At 72.2% G+C, this 19,236-nt stretch carries 20 protein-coding genes and 1 pseudogene; 8 read left to right on the forward strand and 13 right to left on the reverse strand.

Annotated elements, in window-relative coordinates; translation table 11 throughout:
• Positions 1-260: 260 nt before the first annotated feature.
• Entirely contained in the window at positions 261-641 is a 381-nt protein-coding gene (locus tag IG90_RS0114945) for an ArsR/SmtB family transcription factor (protein ID WP_030583422.1), read from the reverse strand.
• A gap of 104 nt (positions 642-745) precedes the next feature.
• Here IG90_RS0114945 and IG90_RS0114950 point away from each other — a divergent pair, with 104 nt between their 5' ends.
• From IG90_RS0114950 to IG90_RS0114960, 3 genes are all read left to right on the forward strand, one after another.
• Positions 746-2,152: an NAD(P)-binding domain-containing protein gene (locus tag IG90_RS0114950; RefSeq protein WP_030583425.1), complete on the forward strand. Its 1,407-nt coding sequence runs from the start codon at positions 746-748 to the stop codon at positions 2,150-2,152.
• On the forward strand, positions 2,149-3,420 hold the full coding sequence (locus IG90_RS0114955; protein WP_051860162.1) for an MFS transporter: 1,272 nt from the start codon (positions 2,149-2,151) through the stop codon (positions 3,418-3,420). Before IG90_RS0114950 ends, IG90_RS0114955 begins: the two co-directional genes overlap by 4 nt.
• Before the next feature lie 350 nt (positions 3,421-3,770).
• A complete protein-coding gene (locus IG90_RS0114960) occupies positions 3,771-4,379 on the forward strand; it encodes a GOLPH3/VPS74 family protein (RefSeq protein ID WP_030583432.1) in 609 nt (202 codons plus the stop codon).
• 48 nt (positions 4,380-4,427) lie between these two features.
• Here IG90_RS0114960 and IG90_RS0114965 read toward each other — a convergent pair whose 3' ends face one another.
• Both IG90_RS0114965 and IG90_RS0114970 read right to left on the reverse strand, forming a co-directional pair.
• A complete protein-coding gene (locus IG90_RS0114965) occupies positions 4,428-5,762 on the reverse strand; it encodes a glycosyltransferase family 39 protein (protein ID WP_030583435.1) in 1,335 nt (444 codons plus the stop codon).
• 118 nt (positions 5,763-5,880) lie between these two features.
• A complete protein-coding gene (locus IG90_RS0114970; protein WP_030583439.1) occupies positions 5,881-6,669 on the reverse strand; it encodes a LysR family transcriptional regulator substrate-binding protein in 789 nt (262 codons plus the stop codon).
• Positions 6,670-6,727: 58 nt separating this feature from the next.
• On the opposite strand from IG90_RS0114970, the gene IG90_RS0114975 reads away from it, so the two are divergent.
• Complete coding sequence (locus IG90_RS0114975; protein ID WP_030583442.1) at positions 6,728-7,132, forward strand: DUF5997 family protein; 405 nt, start codon at positions 6,728-6,730, stop codon at positions 7,130-7,132.
• Positions 7,133-7,353: 221 nt separating this feature from the next.
• Here the strand turns inward: IG90_RS0114975 and IG90_RS0114980 are convergent, their stop codons facing one another.
• The 4 genes from IG90_RS0114980 to IG90_RS0114995 all read right to left on the reverse strand — a co-directional run bounded on the left by IG90_RS0114980 (position 7,354) and on the right by IG90_RS0114995 (position 11,304).
• Positions 7,354-7,851, reverse strand: a complete 498-nt coding sequence (locus IG90_RS0114980) for a peptidylprolyl isomerase (RefSeq protein WP_030583446.1) — start codon at positions 7,849-7,851, stop codon at positions 7,354-7,356.
• Between the two features lie 74 nt (positions 7,852-7,925).
• Entirely contained in the window at positions 7,926-9,095 is a 1,170-nt protein-coding gene (locus IG90_RS0114985; RefSeq protein WP_030583449.1) for an EstA family serine hydrolase, read from the reverse strand.
• A 104-nt stretch (positions 9,096-9,199) separates the two neighbouring features.
• Positions 9,200-9,775 (reverse strand): histidine phosphatase family protein, encoded by a 576-nt coding sequence (locus tag IG90_RS0114990; RefSeq protein ID WP_030583453.1) that lies wholly within the window; start codon positions 9,773-9,775, stop codon positions 9,200-9,202.
• A 53-nt stretch (positions 9,776-9,828) separates the two neighbouring features.
• Complete coding sequence (locus tag IG90_RS0114995; RefSeq protein ID WP_030583456.1) at positions 9,829-11,304, reverse strand: aminotransferase-like domain-containing protein; 1,476 nt, start codon at positions 11,302-11,304, stop codon at positions 9,829-9,831.
• 151 nt (positions 11,305-11,455) lie between these two features.
• Here IG90_RS0114995 and IG90_RS0115000 point away from each other — a divergent pair, with 151 nt between their 5' ends.
• Complete coding sequence (locus IG90_RS0115000) at positions 11,456-12,328, forward strand: DMT family transporter (RefSeq protein WP_033894252.1); 873 nt, start codon at positions 11,456-11,458, stop codon at positions 12,326-12,328.
• A 47-nt stretch (positions 12,329-12,375) separates the two neighbouring features.
• Positions 12,376-12,585, forward strand: a complete 210-nt coding sequence (locus IG90_RS0115005; RefSeq protein ID WP_030583463.1) for a DUF1918 domain-containing protein — start codon at positions 12,376-12,378, stop codon at positions 12,583-12,585.
• Positions 12,586-12,661: 76 nt separating this feature from the next.
• Here the strand turns inward: IG90_RS0115005 and IG90_RS0115010 are convergent, their stop codons facing one another.
• A complete protein-coding gene (locus IG90_RS0115010) occupies positions 12,662-13,966 on the reverse strand; it encodes a glycoside hydrolase family 10-like protein (RefSeq protein WP_459170902.1) in 1,305 nt (434 codons plus the stop codon).
• Positions 13,967-14,167: 201 nt separating this feature from the next.
• Here IG90_RS0115010 and IG90_RS0115015 point away from each other — a divergent pair, with 201 nt between their 5' ends.
• Positions 14,168-15,025 carry a 3-hydroxybutyryl-CoA dehydrogenase gene (locus IG90_RS0115015; RefSeq protein ID WP_030583469.1) on the forward strand — a complete coding sequence of 286 codons (858 nt, stop codon included), beginning with the start codon at positions 14,168-14,170 and terminating at the stop codon, positions 15,023-15,025.
• 728 nt (positions 15,026-15,753) lie between these two features.
• Here IG90_RS0115015 and IG90_RS0115020 read toward each other — a convergent pair.
• The gene (locus IG90_RS0115020; protein WP_078585329.1) at positions 15,754-16,098 is read right to left on the reverse strand and encodes a DUF4839 domain-containing protein; all 345 of its coding nucleotides are present in this window, start codon (positions 16,096-16,098) and stop codon (positions 15,754-15,756) included.
• Positions 16,099-16,410: 312 nt separating this feature from the next.
• Entirely contained in the window at positions 16,411-16,860 is a 450-nt protein-coding gene (locus tag IG90_RS47090; RefSeq protein ID WP_425338027.1) for an 8-oxoguanine DNA glycosylase OGG fold protein, read from the reverse strand.
• 414 nt (positions 16,861-17,274) lie between these two features.
• On the opposite strand from IG90_RS47090, the gene IG90_RS0115025 reads away from it, so the two are divergent.
• A complete protein-coding gene (locus tag IG90_RS0115025; protein ID WP_030583475.1) occupies positions 17,275-17,661 on the forward strand; it encodes a hypothetical protein in 387 nt (128 codons plus the stop codon).
• A 153-nt stretch (positions 17,662-17,814) separates the two neighbouring features.
• Here IG90_RS0115025 and IG90_RS41950 read toward each other — a convergent pair.
• The 3 genes and pseudogenes from IG90_RS41950 to IG90_RS0115035 form a co-directional block, all read right to left on the reverse strand.
• A pseudogene (locus IG90_RS41950) lies at positions 17,815-17,976 on the reverse strand (IS630 family transposase); the annotation flags it as partial.
• Between the two features lie 93 nt (positions 17,977-18,069).
• The gene (locus tag IG90_RS0115030; protein WP_030583478.1) at positions 18,070-18,552 is read right to left on the reverse strand and encodes a hypothetical protein; all 483 of its coding nucleotides are present in this window, start codon (positions 18,550-18,552) and stop codon (positions 18,070-18,072) included.
• A gap of 121 nt (positions 18,553-18,673) precedes the next feature.
• Positions 18,674-19,204 (reverse strand): NUDIX domain-containing protein, encoded by a 531-nt coding sequence (locus tag IG90_RS0115035; RefSeq protein ID WP_030583481.1) that lies wholly within the window; start codon positions 19,202-19,204, stop codon positions 18,674-18,676.
• Positions 19,205-19,236 lie beyond the last annotated feature (32 nt).

The following is a 19,236-nucleotide window of genomic DNA, read 5'->3' on the forward strand; positions in this document are numbered from 1 at the left end:
GGTGTCAGCGGCGGGCCGGCGCCAGTCGGCGAAGGAGCCAGGCGTCGTCACAGGCCACTCCGCGCAGCGTCTTCGACGAGGAGCACCTGAGCCTGCCGCGACGCGGAGCGCCGGTCGTCGCCCGCAAGGAGGGCCGGCAGGTGTTCCACCGGACCGACGGCGGAGCCATGGCCGCACGGCTCTCGGCACTCCAGGCGTACCTGGCGGCCTGCTGCCCGCCGGACACCGGCCGCTGACGCCGCACGGCGGCGCGGCCGAGGTCAGCGGCCACCGGCGGCCGGGCGGAGGTCGAGCATGGCGGACATGGCCGCCACGACGGAGGGTGCGACCTGGTAGTGGACCCAGGTCCCGCGCCGCTCCGAGGTCAGAAGCCCGGCTTCGCGGAGCTTCTTCAGGTGGTGGGAGACGGTCGACTGGGAGACGCCGACGTCCTGGACGTCGCACACGCACGCCTCTCCTCCCGGGTGCGAGGCGACCTTGGAGAAGAGCCGCAGCCGCACCGGGTCGGAGAGCGCCTTGAACATCACGGCCATCCGCTCCGCGTCCGGCACGGACAGCTCCCCCGCGGTGATGGGCGGGCAGCATGGCACGACCACCTCCGGGCCCAGGACCGGCAGCCCGGCAAGCTCAGAATTCGACATTCATCTATGTTGACACTCATCGATACCAGTGGCAAGCTCCAGACATAGACAGCAATCGAAACAACGGCCGGACCTGCCACCCCTTCCCGGAGGACATCACCGCCATGACCACCACCACCGCGGATCTGCCGATCGTCGTGATCGGCGCGGGCCCGGCCGGGCTCGCCGCCGCCGCCCACCTCACCGAGCGCGGCCTCGTCCCGCTCGTCCTGGAAGCCGGCCCCACCGCCGCGAGCGCCGTCCGGGAGTGGGCGCACGTGCGCCTCTTCTCCACCTGGGGCGAGCTCGTCGACCCGGCCGCCAAGAAGCTGCTGGCCCCCACCGGCTGGACCCGACCCGACCCGGCGGCCTACCCGTCCGGCGGGGACTGGGCCGAGCGGTATCTGCAGCCGCTCGCCGACGTGCTCGGCGAGCGGGTCCGGCTCGGCGCCCGGGTCACCGGCGTCTCGCGCGCCGGCCGCGACCGGATCGTGGACGCCGACCGCGACCAGCAGCCGTTCGTCGTGCACATCGCCCACACCGACGGCCACGAGGAGCGGGTCCTCGCCCGCGCCGTCATCGACGCCTCCGGCACCTGGGCCACCCCGGGCCCGGCCGGCGCCTCCGGCCTGCCCGCCCTCGGCGAGAAGGCGGCCGCCGACCGGATCACCTACCGCGTCCCCGACCTCGAGGACCCCTCCGTACGCGCCCGTTACGCGGGGCGTCGCACCGCCGTCATCGGCTCCGGAGCCTCCGCCTTCACCGCCCTCGCCCACCTGGCCGACCTCGCCAGGTCCCCCGACGGCGCGGCCACCAAGGGCGTGTGGGTCCTGCGCCGGGGCATCTCCGGCTCCACCTTCGGCGGCGGCAGCGCCGACCAGCTCCCCGCCCGCGGAGCCCTTGGCCTCGCCGCGAAGGCCGCCGTCGACGAGGGACACGCGGACGCCGTCACCGGCTTCCGCACCCAGGCGATCGAACGGGACGCCGACGGCCGCCTGGTCCTGGTCGGCGAGGACGGACACCGCCTGGATCCGGTCGACGAAGTCATCGTGCTGACCGGCCTCCGCCCCGACCTCGGCTTCCTCGACGAACTCCGCCTCGGGCTGGACGAGCGCCTCCAGGCCCCCACCGAACTGGCCCCGCTGATCGACCCGAACCAGCACTCCTGCGGCACGGTCTACCCGCACGGCCACCGCGAGCTCTCCCACCCGGAGACCGGGATCTACCTCGTGGGCATGAAGTCCTACGGCCGCGCCCCGACCTTCCTCGCCATGACCGGCTACGAGCAGGTCCGCTCCGTCGCCGCCGCCCTCGCCGGCGACCTCGAAGCCGCCGACCGCGTCGAGCTCACCCTCCCCGAAACCGGAGTCTGCGGAGGAGCCGGACTCTTCGACGCCCCGGCCGCCGCGCAGTCCGACGCCGGAGGCTGCTGCTCGACGCCGGAACCCGCCCTGGTGCAGCTCGGCGCCGGCGCACCGGCCGCCGCCGCAGCCGTGGACGAAGCACCGACGGGCGGTTGCTGCGGCTCGTGACCGACCTCGACACCCCTGAGCGCGGGGCCGTGACCGGAACGGGGGTCCGGTCACGGCCCCGCGCCGCGCTGCCGGCGCTGTGCGTCACGCAGATCACCGGCTGGGGCATCGTCTACTACGCGTTCCCCGCCCTGAACCCGCAGATCACCACCGCCACCGGCTGGCCCACCGGGGCGACCACCGCGGCGTTCTCCGCCGCCCTGCTCGTCTCCGCCGTCGCCGGGATCCGCGTCGGCCGGATCATCGACCGCCACGGCCCGCGCACCGTCATGACCACCGGATCGGTCCTCGGTGTCCTGAGCATCCTCATCATCGCCTCGGCGCCCAACCTGCCGGTCTTCATCGCCGGCTGGCTGCTCGCCGGCCTGGCGATGGCAGGCACCTTCTACCAACCGGCCTTCGCCGCCCTGACCCGTTGGTGGGCGCCCGACCACGTCCGCGCACTCACCGTCGTCACGCTCGCGGGCGGCCTCGCCTCCACCGTGTTCGCTCCCCTCACCGCCGCACTCGCCGATCACCTGTCCTGGCGCGCCACGTACGCCGTCCTCGCCCTGATCCTCGCCGTGGTGACGATCCCCGCCCACGCCCTGGCACTCAAGGCGCCCTGGCCCGAACCTTCCGCCCCCACCGCGCCCCACATCGACGGCGGCGCGGAGAAGGTCGCGCGTACCCGGCCGTTCCGGCTGCTCGCCGCCACCCTGACACTGTCCGCGTTCGCCGTCTCCGCCGCCGTCATCGCCCTCGTGCCCCTCATGACCGAACGCGGCTACACCAGCACCGAAGCAGCCTGGGCACTCGGTCTGGGCGGCGCCGGACAAACCCTCGGCCGCACCCTCTACGCCACCCTCGCCCGCCGCACGAGCCCCACCGCCCGCACCGTTACGCTCGTCGGCCTCGGCGCCCTCACCACCGCGGCCCTCGCCGTCACCCCGGGCCCCTACGCACTGCTGCTCGCCCTCTCCGTCGCAGCGGGCACGGTCCGCGGCAACCTCACCCTCCTCCAGGCCACCGCCGTCACCGACCGCTGGGGCACCACCCACTACGGCCGCCTCTCCGGACTCCTCGCCGCACCCACCACCACGGCCTCCGCCGTCGCCCCCTTCGCCGGCGCCGCGATCGCCGCGCCTCTCGGCGGCCACCCGCAGCTCTTCATCGCCCTCGCCGCCGTCTCAGCGGCCGCCTGTCTGACCGGATTCAGCACGGCACCCACCCGGGCCGGGAGCAGCCACGGCCGAACACCGGGAGCGACCCGCGCTTCTCCCAGGTGAGAACGTGGTCGGCGGAACCGACCACTTACGGCGCGCGGTCACCGCCGCGCCGGGCGCGAGCGGCGGAGGTCGCGCAGCGCCGCCCCGGCCGCGTCGGCACCGCACACGCCGTGCGCGCTTGCTTGGGGCTGCTTGTGCGAGGCCCGGCAGGAGAGGCAGCCGTACGAGGTCTACCCATGGCTCATCGGCTCGGCCTGGAGGCCGCCCCGGGAAACGGCCATCGGCTTCTTTCGGCTCCCGCCGGGGCCGAGGCGATACTGGTCGTGGCAGTCGCCCGACGCCGAACCGGCTCCCGGCCGGGGCGGACCGGTGGGGACCCGCCTTGTCGATGTCTCTGAGGGGAGCCGTTCATGACCACGGCGAAAGACCTGTTCATCATCGCCATGGACCCGGAGCCGGAACACACCGTGGGGCAGGGCGACCTGTCGCTCGCCCTCGCGGGAGCCGAACTCCTCGATCTCGTCGATGCGGGAGCCATCACCGTGGACGGCGACCTCGTCGTGCCGGGCGGGTCCTCGGTCCCGGGCGACCGGCTGCTCCGCGAGGCCGCCGCGCTGATCACCCGGCAACCGCCCTACGAGCGGGTCGAGGACTGGCTGTGGCGTCGCGGCCGCGACCTCTCGGCCACCTACCAGGACGCGCTGGAGGGGGACGGCGAGCTCACGCAGAAGAGAAGCGGCCGGCTGCCCTTCGGCCCCAAGCGCGTGGAGCTGGTCGATACGCCCCGCCGCCGCCACGCCGCCGCCCGCCGGGAGGAGGGCGACCCCGTACTGGCCGCCCTCGCATCGGCCGTCGGCATCGGCGGCGGACCGCCCGGCCAGGACGAACCCCACCTCGGCGACGAGACGGTGACGGCCGTGGTCGCGACCGTCCACGAAGCGGTGATGGAACTGGAGGCCGTACGCCAGCGGCGGACCATCGAGAACACGGCCTTCGCCAACATCTGGCGCGGACCGTGAGCCGGGGACCCGCCGCTCCGGGTTGGCCTTGACACGGTGACAAGCTCTTCACTGCTCGGGGAGCTGCTGGGCGACGCGGACCGCGCCGTCGCGCTGACCGCTGCGTACGTTCTTCGGCTGCGCGACGTGGGGTGACGGACCTCGCCCGGAAGCGGGGCCGGCCGGCCGGTCCAGGAGCAGCGGAATCGCCAGGGCGGGCAGCAGCCAGACGAACACGATGAGGCGGTGGCCGAGGAGCTGGTCCAGGTTCGGGTGGCCCGCCTGGTTGAGGAGGCCTGCAGCCCCTGCCGCCAGGGCGACGGGCAGCACCACGGAGCGTCGTCTCAGCAGCGCCCAGGCCGAGAGCCCGAGCAGGACGGGAAGGACCGGGTAGGTGGCCTGGCGCCGGAGCCACGCCGTCCAGAAGACCCGCTCCTGGACGAAGAACTCGGGCCAGGGGTCGGGCCGGTCGGGGCGCTGGTAGTGGTGGGTCAGCAGGTCCTGGGCGCTGTCCTCGCCCATGGGCCAGGACAGGAGATGCGCCCCGGCGTAGATGAGCGCCGCCAGCACACCGCACAGTCCGGCCGCCCGGAGTACGGGGGTGGGTTGCCGCCGCTTCCGGCGGAGCCACCCGGACCGGAGCAGGAGGACGCCCGCGAGAGCGGCTGCCAGCAGCAGGGCCTGCGAGTAGCGGACGAGGAACATCAGGGCGAGGCCGCCCGCGACGAGCGCCGCTCCCGCACGGGGCCGGTCCCGCAGCAGCAGGGTGCAGCCGAGGACGACCGCCGTGCCGAGCGCCAGACAGAGGCCGTCGCTCAGGGGGTTCATGGCGACGGTGCCGGTGGGCAGGGCGAGGTACAGGGCCTGCCCGGCCAGACCGGCGCGCCGGGAAGCGCCCGCGATACGGAGGGTGAGCAGGACGCAGACGCTTCCGGCCAGGGCGGCGGCGAGCCCGGCGAGCCAGAGGCCCCAGGTGGGGCCGAAGGCGGCCAGGAAGGGGACCAGGAACAGCGGATAGCCGGGCCTGGCCTCGAAGATGGCCATGAACCGCTGGTTGGCGAACGGCGCGGTCATCCCCGAGGTGTTGCCGTGGCGGGTCCAGTACGCGACCGAGTCGTTCAGCCGGCGCACGCACTGCTCCTCCGATTCGCCCGCGGCCTTCCTGCTGGTCCAGGGGATGGAGTGCAGGGGCGCCTGCTGCCCGCTGGCACAGGAGTAGCCGATGGCCAGGCGGCCCGCGTCCTGACGGCTCTCGCCGCTGAGGCTCAGGGCGTAGGAGAGGTAGTTCTTCGTATCGGGCGAGGCACGTCCGGTGATCGCCGTCAGCTGGAGGCCGGCGAAGGCCACGGCGATGAGCAGCATCCCGACGAGGCCACGGTGCTGGTTTCTGCGGATGTTCGGCATCGGACGGACGCTCCCCTGCATACGGCGGTTGCCTCATCAACGAGACAACCCCCGTGGGGTGGCGCTCCGGGGCGGCTGCGCGACACGGCGCGTACGAGGGCCGGGCGGGGCCGGTGCGCTACCGGCCCCGCGGCTTTCCGCGCTTGCCGCTCTGACCGCCGGCCCGGCCGCCCGACTGGGGCTTCCTGCCCGCCGCGGGCTTGTTCCGGGCGCCGCCCGAACCGCCGCCCGTACCGGCCCGCTTGCTCTTGGCCTTCTCCTTGGCCTTCGCCGTCGGGCGCGGCGGGGTGGCCGCGCGGCCCCGGGTGCTGTTGACGGTGCGCCCCCGGACGATCCCGATGAACTCCTCCACCAGGTCGGGGGTGACCTCCGCCTCGGGCCAGGACAGCGCGACGCGCGACTCGGGGGCTCCCGGGACCGGACGGTAGGTGAGGTCCTTGCGGTGGTGGAGGCGGGCCAGGGACTGGGGGACGAGGAGGACGCCCACGCCCGCCGCCACCAGCTCGATCGCGTCCGCCGTGGTCGCCGGGCGCTCGATGGCGGGGCGGCCGGGCAGGGTCTCCCAGTCGAGGAGGTCGTCCAGCGGGTGCAGCACGATCTCGTCGGCCAGCTCGGCGAGCGACACCTCGTCCGCGGTGGTCGCGACGTGGTCCTTGGGGATCACGACGACGGTCGTCTCGGTGTAGAGGGGGATCGCGCTCAGGACGTTCCGGTCGACCGGGAGCCGTAGGAGACCGGCGTCGGCGCCGCCGCCCGCCAGCAGCTCCGGTGCCTCGGCGGCGGTGGCCTGGACGAGCTCCAGGGAGGTGCGGGGCAGCCGCTCGTGCCAGACCCTCACCCACTTGGTGGGCGTCACGCCGGGAACGTACGCGAGCCTGAAGGATGAGGGGATGTCCGAGCCTGTCACGGAACCAGGCTACCGGTCGGTGGTCGGAGGTATGTCCCATGGTCGATACCCTGGACCCATGACGTCGCACAAGACCGCCCAGACCATGAAGCCCGCCACGGCGGCGAAGAAGCTGGGTGTGTACCTCCAGGCCACCCCCGCCGATTTCCAGGAGGGTGCCGTCTCCCGCACCGAGCTCAACGCCCTCCAGACCGACCCGCCCGCCTGGCTGGTGGAGCTGCGCCGCACCGGCCCGCACCCGCGCCCGGTCGTCGCCGCGAAGCTCGGAATCTCCATCGCGGGGCTCGCCCGCGGCGGGGTGACCGAGGCGCTCACCACCGAGCAGATCGACGCGCTGAAGGACGAGATGCCCGAGTGGCTCCAGAAGGAGCGTGCCACGCAGGCCGAGGTACGCAAGGAGACCGCTCGTATCAAGGAGCGCAACGCCGAGCGGGCCGCGCACTCCGGCGACCAGCGCGCCTGACTCCCGCCCCGGGGCACCGGGATCTTCCCCGCGCTCCGTAGTGCGATGCCGATGGCCGAAGCCCGTCCCCCGGGCCTCGGCCATCGTGCGTCCGTCCTCGGCCGAAGCGGTCCCGGCCCGCACGATGTCCGCCCGTGCCACGGGCCCGCGGCCGGTCCGCCCCGCCGACGCGAACGTCGGTGGAACGGCCCTGCCACGGGCCCGTGGGGCTGTCGGACCGGTCAGAGAGCGCCGGACTCGGCGATGGTGACCTTGGCGCGGGTCTTGCCGCTGGGGGAGCCGAGCGCCTCGATCTTGCGGACCAGGGTCATGCTGTCCTCGTCGGCGACCTCGCCGAAGACCACGTGCTTGCCGTCCAGCCACGGGGTGAGCACCGTGGTGACGAAGAACTGCGAGCCGTTGGTGTTCGGTCCTGCGTTGGCCATCGAGAGCAGGCCGACACGGTCGTGCTTGAGCTTGAAGTTCTCGTCGGCGAACTTCTCGCCGTAGATGCTCTTGCCGCCGGTGCCGTCACCGCGGGTGAAGTCGCCGCCCTGGAGCATGAAGTCCGTGATGACGCGGTGGAAGGACGAGCCGGCGTAGCCGAAGCCCTTCTCGCCGGTGGCGAGCGCGCGGAAGTTCTCCGCCGTCTTGGGGACGACGTCGTCGAACAGGTTGAACGTGATCCGCCCTGCGGGCGCGTCGTCGATGGTGATGTCGAAGTAGACCTTGGTTGTCATGGTGACATCCTCACATTCCTGGCAACCGCAGGTGAAACCCGGGTTGGGTCGGTACGACGGATGCCCTGTCCCGGTCACCCCCGGGCGGCCTCCCGGTGGGCCGCGTAGACGGCGTTCACCAGGGCCGTCTTGCGTGGGTCGTCGGCGAGCCCGGAGCCCATCCGGTTCATGACGTAGCCGAGTGCGATTGAGGCATCCGGGTCGGCCAGGCCGCAGGAGCCGCCCGCGCCGTCGTGGCCGAGCGTGCGCGGGTCGGGGCCGTAGGAGCGGTTCGCGCCGCTCAGCCAGAGACCGAGGCCGATCTCCGTCTCGTGGGCGAAGCCGTCGCCGAGGACGAGGTCGCGGCAGGCTCCCTGCCCTTCGCCGACGCGGGCGGCGGCCTTCTCGGAGAGGATCCGGTGGCCGTCGAGACTGCCGCGTCCGGCCAGGATCCCGTAGAGAGCGGCGACCGCGCGGGCCGTGCCGTGGCCGTTGGCGGCGGGGATCTCCGCGGCCCGCCAGGCGGGGGTGTTCGCGGCGGCCCGGCCGGTGGGCGGATTGAGCAGGGAGGCGACGGTGACCGGTGTCATCCGGTTCAGGAGGGCTGCCTGGGCGGCCCGGTCGGGGCGTTCCTGGACGAGTTCGGCGAGCCGGTGGGTCTCGCTCTCCGGGAGGCCGAAGGTGAAGTCGATCCCCAGCGGGCCGGTGATCTCCTGCCGGAGGAACGCCCCGGGCATCAGCCCGGTGATCCGACGGACCACTTCACCGACGAGGAATCCGAAACTGATCGCGTGGTAGCCGGAGCGGGTGCCCGGCTCCCACCAGGGTGCGGTGGCGGCGAGCCGGGCACAGGCCGTCTCCCAGTCGTACAGCTCGTCCAGGGTGAGCGGGGTGTCGGGCCCGGCCACTCCGGAGCGGTGCGAGAGGAGGTGGCGTACGAGGACGGATTCCTTGCCGTTCGCGGCGAACTCGGGCCAGTAGACGGCTACCGGGGCGTCGAGGTCGAGCAGTCCCCGGTCGGCCAGGACATGGGCGCAGAGCGCGGTCGGGCCCTTTCCGGTGGACCAGACGTTGACCAGGGTGTCCCGCTTCCAGGGGCGGGTGCGGGCGGCGTCGGCCCAGCCGCCCCAGAGGTCCACCACCGCTTCGCCGTCGACCAGGACGGTCACCGCCGCGCCCAGTTCGCCGCGGTCCGCGAAGTTCTCCTCGAAGGCCTCCCGGACCTGGGAGTACCGGTCGTCGCAGTGGCCGTGGATCTCCGGCACGGGGCCTCCCTCGTCGCGGGCGCGCGTCCGGCGGCGGAACCGGATGCCCCCGCAACGTACCGACTGGTCGGACCGGAGGGAAGGGGTGGGCGGCGCCGCGCGGGTCAACGGATGCCCGCCTCCAGGCTCAGGCTCCAGCGGCCCGGCAGGCCGGTCAGCGTGATGGTGGAAAGCGGGCGGACGTCGACGTTCCAGTACGCGGACGGCGGGGCGTTCAGGGCGTAGACGAGGGCCGCCCGGATCACGGCGGGTTCGGCGACCGCGACGATGAGGCCGTCGGCGGCCGGGCGGGTGTCCAGCCAGCCGCCCACCCGCCCGATGAAGCCGAGCATCGACTCGCCGCCGTGCGGGGCGCTGGACGGGTCGGCGACCCAGCGGTCCACGGCGGCCGGTTCCCGGGCGGTGACCTCGCCCAGGGTCAGCCCTCTCCAGCGGCCCATGTCGCAGTCGCGCAGGGCCGGTTGCGCCATCGGCGCGAAGCCGAGGGCGTCCCCGGTGGCGCGGCTGCGGGGGGTCGGCGAGCAGTAGCGCAGCTCGGCGGCGCCGAGCGGGACGAGCGTGTGGGCGACGAGCTGCACCTCGTGCCAGCCGGCCTGATCGAGCGGCCGGTCGTCGTCGAAGCGTTCGGCCAGCCGTGAGGAGCTGCGCGCCGCTGCGACCAGGGAGACCCGAAGCGTCATGGCGGGATCGTGGGGCCGAACGCCTGTTTGGTCAAGAGGGCTCGCGATGCCGGTCATGATCCACCGGACACGCTCCGGCGGCCCAGCAGCCCGTCGAAGGCGGTACGGAGGCGGCGGACGCCCTCCGCGATCTCCGGCGCTCCGGAGACCGCCGCGAAGCTCAGGCGGACGTGCCCGGCCGGGGGTTCGGCGCAGAAGTAGGGGCGGCCGGGGGCGATGGCGACCGAGGCGCGCAGGGCGACCGAGACGACGGCCGGCTCGTCGGTGCCCGTTCCCGCGCCGCTGCCCGGGAGCCGGAGCCAGAGGCTGCCGCCGCCCGCCGGGAGGAGCGGAAGCGTGAGTTCCGGCAGCTCGCTGCTCAGGGCGGCCGCCATGGCAGTACGGCGGTGCCCCAGCTCGGTGGAGACGGCGGCCAGGTGGCGGCCCCAGGACGGGGAGCCGACGAGTTCCAGCGCGGCTTCCTGGAGCGGCCGGGGTACGAAGAAGCTGTCGACGACCTGGATGGCCCGCAGGCGCTCCAGCACCGGGCCGCGGGCGGCCAGCGCGCCGACGCGGAGGCTGGGCGAGGTGACCTTGGTCAGCGAGCAGACGTGGACGACGACGCCGTCGGGATCCTCGGCGGCCAGCGGCGCGGGGAGCGGTCCGGCGTCTTCGTGGACGAGCCGGCGGGCGAAGTCGTCCTCGACCACGAACGCCCCGGCCGCCCGGGCGATGGCGAGGATCTCGGGGCGGCGGGCGGGTGCGAGGGTGGCCCCGGTGGGGTTCTGGAAGAGCGGCTGGGTGACGAAGACCCGGGCACCGGTGGCCCGGAACGCGTCGGCGAGCAGTTCGGGGCGGACCCCGTCGGCGTCCATCGGCACGGGGACGGGGCGCAGCCCGGTGGCGCGGGCGGCGGCGAGCATCCCGGGGTAGGTCGGCGACTCCACGAGGACCGGGGCTCCGGGCGGGGCGAGCGCGCGCAGGGCGGTGGCCAGCGCGCTCTGGCCGCCCGCGGTGATCAGGACGTCGGTGCCGGAGACGGCGGGGCCGATCTCGCGGGCGAACCAGGACCGCAGTTCGGGCAGCCCGTCCGTCGGGGGGCGGCCCCAGGCGCCCGGCCGGCGGCCCGCGCGGGCCAGGGCCGCGGAGAGCGCCCGCTCGGGCTGCAGCGAGGCGTGGAGATAGCCGCCGTTGAACTCGATGACGCCGGGCGGCGGTGCGGCGAGCGTGACCAGCACCCCGGAGGCGTCGACCGTACGGGGCACCACCTCGGGTCCTCCGTCGCCGCTCAGCGACACCTCCTGCCAGGACGTGTCGCCCGGGGCGGGCAGTGCGGCGCGGGGGTGCGCCCGGAAGGCACCGGAGCCGGGGCGGGTGGTGACGAGCCCTTCGGCGGCGAGCTGGGCGATGGCGCGGGAGACGGTGACCGGGCTGACCCGGAACCGTTCGACGAGTGCGCGACTGGACGGCAGCTTTCCACCAGGTGAGTAGCGGTTGAGCTCGACTCGCAGGGAAGTGACCAGTTCGGTGACGCTGCTACGCTCTTGCATGAGAGCACAGAATAGCGCTACCACGGCTTCATCGATAGCGGTCGTCGATCCGGCGGTCACTCCGCGGGCAACTGCGGCGATCACCACGGCGGCCGGGAGCGGGTCGGCGAGCGGGCCCGTGCCGGGGCCGTCGGCCGGCCGGAGCGGCGCCGTGCTCGCCGGGCTCGGCGTCGTGGCGTTCTCGCTCACCTTCCCGGCCACGGCCTGGGGTCTGGAGAGCTTCGGCCCCTGGTCCCTGGTCGCCCTGCGCAGCGTGCTCGCCGCCCTGATCGCGGGCAGCGTGCTGCTGGCCGCGCGGGTGCCGCTGCCCGAACGCCGGCACTGGGCCGGTCTCGCGGTCGTCGGAGGCGGGGTGGTGGTGGGTTTCCCGCTGCTGACGACGCTGGCCCTGCAGACGTCCACCACCTCTCACGCGGCCGTGGTCGTGGGCCTGCTGCCGCTGACCACGGCGGTGCTGGGGACCCTGCGCACCGGCGAGCGGCCCTCGCGCACGTTCTGGATCGCCGCCCTCGCCGGGGCGGCCGTGGTGATCGCCTTCACCGTTCGGGAGAGCGGCGGGGCCCTCGCCTCCGGCGACCTGTATCTGTTCGGCGCCCTGCTCGTGTGCGCGGCCGGGTACACCGAGGGCGGCAGGCTGGCCCGGGTGATGCCGGGTTGGCAGGTGATCGGCTGGGCGCTGGTCCTGTGCCTGCCGCTTGCGGTGGCGGGCAGCCTGGTGGCCCTGCCGCTCGAACCCGTGCACCTCAACGCCCGCGGCGTCCTCGGCCTGGCCTGGGTCGCCGCCGGGTCGACCTTCCTCGGGCTGTACGTCTGGTACCGGGGCATGGCGGCGATCGGTGTCGCCCGGGCAAGTCAGCTCCAGCTCGCCCAGCCGCTGCTGACGCTCGTGTGGTCCTTCCTCCTGCTCGGCGAGGAGATGTCGGCCGCGGCTCCGGTCGCGGCGGTGGCCGTCCTGGTCTGCATCGCCGCCACCCAGCGGGCCGGTCGCCGCGCAGCGCGGGTGTCCCGGCCCGTACGGTCATAGACTTGTCGATACGGATCACCGTCTCCCCTGTGAGGAGGTCGCTCCCGATGGAGGCACACACGGGCGACCGGCTGCTGATGCACGGCAGGACCGTGGGACAGCACGACCGGGTTGCCGAGATCATCGAAGTACTCGGCGACGGGGGCGCTCCCCCGTACCGGATCCGCTTCGAGGACGGCCACGAACACCTGATGTCACCGGGCCCCGACAGCGTCGTCCAGCACATGGAGACGCCGAAGGAGGGGCAGCCGCGGTAGGAGCGCCGGGCCGGGGCCGCACGCCAGGGCCCCGGCCCCCGCCCCTCACCCTCCGGAGACCGGCCCCGGCCCCGGCTCACCCCGAAGGGCGGCCTCGGTGCGGGTAGGTGCGGCCACGGTCCGGATAGAGCCGGACGCGGTCCGTGTAGTGGTCGGCCACCACCCGACGCATCGCACCGATCCGGTCCGCCAGCACGCTCTTCCCGGAGAAGAAGACATGGCCGCCCACCTCCTCGTACTCCCGGGCCAGGGTGAGGTGGCGGGAGAGTTCCGCCGGGTCCTGCCAGGGGGCCGGCTGGGCGGGGTCGCCCGCTTTGTAGAGCGCCTCCCCCACGTACAGGCCGACGCCTGTGCCCCGGACGGTCTCGCTCCACCAGGCGAGGACCTTGGCGTAGTCGGCGGCCCGCTGGCCGATGTGCCAGTAGATCTGCGGGCAGATGTAGTCGATCCACCCTTCCTTGACCCATTTACGGGTGTCGGCGTGCAGGTCGTCGTAGGTCTGCACACCCGCCCGGGTGTCCGAACCCAGCGGGTCCGTCTCCGCGTTGCGCCAGACCGCGAAGGGGCTGATGCCGAAGCGGACGTGCGGCTTGATCCGCCGGATCCGCTGCCGCGTCTCCCGCACGAGGCGGTCGATGTTGTCGCGCCGCCAGGCCGCCCGGCCGGCGAAGCCGCCGCCGTACCGCTCGAACGCGGCGTCGTCGTCGAAGGACTGCCCGGCTACCGGATACGGGTAGAAGTAGTCGTCCCAGTGCACCGCGTCGATGTCATAGCGGCGCACGGCGTCCAGCATCGCGTCCTGGACGAAGCGGCGGACCTCCGGCAGCCCGGGGTTGTAATAGAGCTTCCCGCCGTACGGCACGACCCAGCCCGGGTTCAGCCGGGCCGGGTGGGAGGCGATGAGGCGGCTGGGGTCCGTGTGGTTAGCCACCCGGTAGGGGTTGAACCAGGCGTGCAGCTCCAGGCTCCGGTCGTGCGCCGCGCGCACCGCCGTGCCGAGCGGATCCCAGCCCGGGTCCTCGCCCTGGGTCCCGGTGAGGCAGGCGGCCCACGGCTCGTACGGCGAGGGCCACAGGGCATCGGCGGTCGGCCGGACCTGGAGGACCACCGCGTTGAGCCGCGACTCGACCGCCCGGTCCAGATACGCGAACAGCTCGGCCTCCTGCCGTGCCGCCGTGAGACCCGGCACGGACGGCCAGTCGATGTTGGCGACCGTGGCGACCCACATGCCGCGCAGCTGCACCGGCGCCGCCTCCGGCCGCCCGCCGCCCTTCCCCCTCCCCGCCGGTGAGCCGACCGCGCCACCGGCCGTCGTCATCGCCGCCAGCAGTCCTGCCGCGCTCAGCACGAAGGCCCTCCTGGCCACTCCCGTACGCCGCATCCTGGCCCACCTCTCTCCACCACGTCCCGCACCCGAATCCGATGGCTCCACGTAACCGCATCATTCCCATCCGTAGCCACCATGACCCGCGGGACGTCCGCGTCGGCATTCGGAGTAACGTCGTGGGGTCGAGGCGGGCACCGGAACCACACGGGACCCTGCGATACGGAGAACAGTGAAAGGCACGAGGTGACGGACTCTATGGCCGACATTGCACGCGTCGGAGTGGTGGGCTGTGGCCAGATGGGCGCAGGTATCGCGGAGGTGTGCGCGCGCAGCGGCCTCGAAGTGAAGGTCGCCGAGACCACCGGCGAAGCGCTGGAGATCGGCCGCACCCGTCTGCACAACTCCCTCTCGAAGGCCGCCGAGCGCGGCAAGATCAGCGCGGAGGAGCGGGACGAGACCCTCGGCCGCCTGAGCTTCACGACCGATCTCGGGGAGTTCGCCGACCGCGATCTCGTCATCGAGGCCGTCGTCGAGAACGAGCAGGTCAAGACCGAGATCTTCCAGGTGCTCGACCAGGTGGTGACCCGGCAGGACGCGATCCTGGCCTCCAACACCTCCTCGATCCCGCTGGTGAAGCTGGCCGTCGCCACCTCGCGCCCGGACCGGGTCATCGGCATCCACTTCTTCAACCCGGCCCCGGTCCAGAGGCTCGTCGAGCTGATCCCCGCGCTGACCACGTCGGACGAGACGATCGCGCGCTCCGAGGCCGTCGTGCAGGACGTGCTCGGCAAGCACCCGATCCGCGCCCAGGACCGGTCCGGCTTCGTCGTGAACGCGCTCCTGATCCCGTACCTCCTCTCCGCGATCCGGATGTTCGAGTCGGGCATCGCCAGCCGCGAGGACATCGACAACGGCATGGAGATGGGCTGCGCCCACCCGATGGGGCCGCTGAAGCTCGCCGACCTGATCGGCCTGGACACCGTGGCCTCGGTCGCGGACTCGATGTACGCCGAGTACAAGGAGCCGCTGTACGCCGCTCCCCCGCTGCTCCAGCGCATGGTCGACGCGGGCCGCCTCGGCCGGAAGACCGGCTCGGGCTTCTACGCCTACTGAGCGTCCTACTGGCGGGCCCGGCGCTCACGCCGCCGGGCACGCCGGAGCACGTTCTCCGAGGTCAGGACCGTGTGCGGCCCGAAGAACCTCGTCTGCCACTGCCGACCCGACACCTCGCCGGAGCGCTACGGGGCGACGGCACGGATGCGCGGGCCCGAAGCCCTGGGCCTTTCAGCGCTGTCGCAGCCTTCCGTGCTTGTACTGCGAAAAATCCCTCGGATGTCCCTCCGACAGAGCTGAAAGTCCCTGAAAAGTCCCTGGCGACTCGGACCCGGGCCCTACGGATCGCGAGTACGCGAGCGATCCCGACACACCGTGCCCGGGAGTGCCGCCAGATGTCGTTTCGCCTGGTCAGAAGGCACTGGTTAGGGGCGCTCATGTTGTCCTATGTCGGCACGTCCAGAGAGGTCCGCGCTCCCTGCAGTTCGGCGGCTCGTTTGCTCGTTGGCTCACAGAGTCGACGTGGTCCGCGTTACGGGAAGAACATGCGCGCCGTGTGCCGCAGGGACGTGCTCGGGCTGGATATCCTGAGGCGGGTGATCGGACCAGCCGCGCAGCAGTATGCGCGTCAGCGTCGGCGGGTCGAGTTTGCCCCGACCTGATGCGGGCCGGCTACCAGCGGCCAGGAAAAGGAAAGTGGCCGAGAGTGCAGGCCGTCAGGACGATGCCGACGAAGGCGCTAACCGGCCGGGAACACTGCCCCGTGCTGACGCGGCTGCCCATCTTGGCTACCGGACTTCCGTTGAGACCGGATGAAGGAAGAAGAGGCACTGGGCCGCGTTGAATTCGCGCACCTCAGCGATGAAGCGGAACTTGTCGCCCACGCCGACGGTGGCGGGGATCTTCTTGCCGGTCAGGTTCAGGTTCCCGGTGTTGACGTCCTCGTACTTGAAGGCCGGGCCGATCGTCGTGTTCGCCCCCTCGTCGCCTGGGCCCAGAAGGAAGTCGTAGCGGGTCTCGTAGTCACCATGGCGCGCCATGTGCCTGATCGAACCCTTGAACGCGACCGTCTGGCCCTCGTACCCGGTCGCGAAGTCCAGGTTCGCGTCGTCGCACGAGTCCGCCTTCAGCACACTCGGTCAGGGTGCAAGCTGGCCAGCCAGCCGAACACTGCTTTGTGACGGTCCGGAGTTTTGGTCACGGGCTGGGCCCAAAGGCGCAGCGGACGCGGTGCCGCCGAATCGGAGGACGGCCCGAGGTGAGCCTTCTACGGGGTCCATGCGCCGCTGAACAGTGCCAATTCCAGTAGGTCGGGAGCGAGCGGCCAGTGCGTGGACCCGGCCAGCTGCCTGGTGGCGCCGTGTGTCCATCTCAGGTAGACGTCGTAGCGGTGCGGGGTCCACCCACCGTCGCTCCACAGCCAGGCAGCGAGCTTCGCGGGTTCCTCAAGCTGGATTTCCTCCCCCCAGTCGTGTCGTGTAGGCGCGCAGGACACGAGCTATGCGCCGGTCGAGGATGAGCGGGCGCGGCCCCGGCGCATCCGCTACGGCGCCGCCGGCGAAGTAGAGGAACTTGGTAAGAACGCCGGTCCAAGGCCTGCGATCGCGCCGCTCAGCCTGCGGTAGCTCGCCGGGGCCATTGGCCGCCAGCAGCGCAACAGCCTGTGCCAGCGCCGCCTCAACCGGCGCTGGGGCATCCAGCCGGTGGGCCCCGTAGCCGATGTCACCCTGTCCCCAGACGTAGCTGGCGACGAGTGTCTCGGTCCAGCTCGCCGTTGCTGCCCCAGTCCGGGCCACCGCCAGCACCTGCGCCCGGCTCAGCGAGGTTGGCTTACGTCCGACCTGCTCAGCCAACCCCGAGGGCCACGGCCGGATGCCGGCCCAGGGCCCCGGGATGTAGCGAACGGCGTGCTCGCCGGTCCCGTCCGCGTACGGCGCCCCGTCTCCGGCCGGCCACCCGCGCCCGCGACACCCTCCGCATCAGCTGGCACGGGGCACCGAGCCCTTATATCTCCCGATAGCGAAAGATGACGTCCTACTCGTAGGTGATGCCAAAGCCCCCTGTCTGGATGGCCTGCGCCCGCACCCGTATCCGCCCGCAGGCTGCAGCTATGCCGTCCGACTCTCCGACGCCGTCCCTGGCGTTCTCCCGCCCGACGACGCCATGCTCCGGTTGATCGTATGCAACGCCTTCGCATCGGTCCGCAGCGGCGAAGCCTCGTCTAGTGCTGTGACCGGGATGGTTCACCGTGGTCGGGAGACGGCTCACGGGACGAGCGCGGTCGGCGAGGCGACTGGTATTACTGGTGCATGCAGGAGAAGCAGGAAGAGACCGCGCGGTCCGCGATCGACACGTTCATCTCCGCGTTCAACGCTTCGGCCGACAGCTATGTGACATCGCTGCTCTCCCAGGCCCTCACCTCGGACGTGGTCTTCTGGGGACCGTTGGGCCGCAGTGAGGGCATCGAGGCGGTCGAGCGGTTCGTGCTGGACATCCGGCGCCACCCCGCAGGGACCGGCACGATGGTGCGCTGTTCGGCGGTGGACATGCCGGACGAGTGGGCCCGGTACCAGTGGGTCTTCACGACGCCGGATGGAGGCCCCCGCCTGGCGGGAACGGACGCCGTCCATCTGCGGCGGAGCCTCATCGACCAGGTCATCGTCTTCGCGGGGGAGATCAAGCCATCCGCCTCCTGAGTCATTCTCCTCTGGCGCCGCCCTTCTCCTGAACCGGCCCCGTTCGGGGCTCCGGGTCTGCCCAGCCGATATCATCTTCACAGAGCTTCGGTCGTCCGCGCTTGGCCACGAGCGCACCGGTGATGCGCTGTGGCTGTGTAAGTTCGCGGTTGGTCAGGCTGCGGTGTTGAGGGGGCGTCCGCCCCAACGGATGTCCTTCTCGCTTCGGCTGCGGGCGCGCTCCTTGCGTTCGGCGGCCAGGACGTCGCGGTGGCGGGCGTTGGCGTTGCGCCAGCGTAGACAGACGTGCAGGGCTCGTGTCTGCACGGTGTGGTTGGAGGGGCGCCCGGTCTCGCCACCATGATTCGCGTACGCCAGGGCCCGCCCGGCATCGGATGGAGACGCGGGCGGCCTGGCGTACGGGCTCAGTCAGGCGGCCCCGGGCTCCTCCAGCGCCACCACGACCATCACTGGAAGGTCGGTGTCCTGCTGGATCACACCGGCAGTCAGGGTCCGGGCGCCAAGGGTCCACTTCTTCACCGCGATGAACTCGTCCCGGTCCGCCTCCGTCTGCTCGGCCTCGATGAGGAGGCTGGCGAGCGGGGACTCCTCGATCTCGGGGAGGAAGCCGGCCAGCACCTGCTTCCCTTGCTCGTAGACGGCATCCAGGTCGTCGAAGTAGCCCGATTCGTCGACGTCGCGGATCCAGACGGCGAACGAGACGCGGACCGCACCAGTGCGGAACGTCTGGATCCAGCCCCGGACGCCGTCCTTGTGCCACGACGTCTCCACGCCGTCGCGTGGCTTACCTCTGGGCGCCCACTCCTGGGCCCCGAAGCACGCCGCCGCGCTCCCGGCGGCCACCGGGGTGATGTCCCTGAGCTCTTCCAGCATTGCGATCACTTCAGCCATGAACTCATTCCACTCATACCGTTGCCGGGCACGTGATACACCTTCAGCTGCCCACTGGCGTAGGCCTCGGGGAAGGCCTTGGACAGCACTTCGTTCACATGCGCGGCACCCCATTCATGGGTCAGCCCAGTCTCAGGTGGTGCAGCATCAGCAGGGCGGCCGCCATGTTCGCGGCGGGCACCTCACCCCGGGCGATCATGTCCGGGACCACCTTGAGCGGTATCCACTCGCGGCGTGAGGACTCGAAGGCGTCCCTGGGGTGCCCGGTCCAGTGCGCCTCGTCGGACCAGTACAGGTGATGGCGGGCGTCGGTGAGGCCGTTCGACGGTTCCACGGTGAGCAGCGGGCGCAGTTCGCCGGGGCGCCAGCCGGTCTCCTCCTCCATCTCGCGGGCCGCCGCCGCCGCGATGTCCTCGCCGTCCTCGACGACGCCCGCGGCCAGCTCCCACCCCCAGCTGTCGGTGATGAACCGGTGCCGCCAGAGCAGCAGCACCTCGTTCGCCTCGTTGACGACGGTGGCGGCCGCGACGGGGCGCAGCCGGATGACGAAGTGGTCGAGATGGCTGCCGTCGGGGAGCTGGACGTCCGCCAGATTCACCCGGAACCACGGGTTCTGATACACATTCTGTTCGTTTAAGTTCGTCCATTGCACGGTTGTGCCGCCTTTCGACATGTTGGGGTCAA

The sequence above is a fragment of the Streptomyces anulatus genome, assembly GCF_000721175.1.
Lineage (GTDB): Bacteria > Actinomycetota > Actinomycetes > Streptomycetales > Streptomycetaceae > Streptomyces > Streptomyces anulatus_C.

Coding starts and splice junctions, on each gene's coding strand:
- IG90_RS0114945 (WP_030583422.1), bottom strand. CDS start 641: ATGTCGAATTCTGAGCTTGCCGGGCTGCCGGTCCTGGGCCCGGAGGTG.
- IG90_RS0114950 (WP_030583425.1), top strand. CDS start 746: ATGACCACCACCACCGCGGATCTGCCGATCGTCGTGATCGGCGCGGGC.
- IG90_RS0114960 (WP_030583432.1), top strand. CDS start 3,771: ATGACCACGGCGAAAGACCTGTTCATCATCGCCATGGACCCGGAGCCG.
- IG90_RS0114965 (WP_030583435.1), bottom strand. CDS start 5,762: ATGCCGAACATCCGCAGAAACCAGCACCGTGGCCTCGTCGGGATGCTG.
- IG90_RS0114975 (WP_030583442.1), top strand. CDS start 6,728: ATGACGTCGCACAAGACCGCCCAGACCATGAAGCCCGCCACGGCGGCG.
- IG90_RS0114980 (WP_030583446.1), bottom strand. CDS start 7,851: ATGACAACCAAGGTCTACTTCGACATCACCATCGACGACGCGCCCGCA.
- IG90_RS0114990 (WP_030583453.1), bottom strand. CDS start 9,775: ATGACGCTTCGGGTCTCCCTGGTCGCAGCGGCGCGCAGCTCCTCACGG.
- IG90_RS0114995 (WP_030583456.1), bottom strand. CDS start 11,304: ATGCAAGAGCGTAGCAGCGTCACCGAACTGGTCACTTCCCTGCGAGTC.
- IG90_RS0115005 (WP_030583463.1), top strand. CDS start 12,376: ATGGAGGCACACACGGGCGACCGGCTGCTGATGCACGGCAGGACCGTG.
- IG90_RS0115010 (WP_459170902.1), bottom strand. CDS start 13,966: ATGCGGCGTACGGGAGTGGCCAGGAGGGCCTTCGTGCTGAGCGCGGCA.
- IG90_RS0115015 (WP_030583469.1), top strand. CDS start 14,168: ATGGCCGACATTGCACGCGTCGGAGTGGTGGGCTGTGGCCAGATGGGC.
- IG90_RS0115025 (WP_030583475.1), top strand. CDS start 17,275: ATGCAGGAGAAGCAGGAAGAGACCGCGCGGTCCGCGATCGACACGTTC.
- IG90_RS0115030 (WP_030583478.1), bottom strand. CDS start 18,552: ATGGCTGAAGTGATCGCAATGCTGGAAGAGCTCAGGGACATCACCCCG.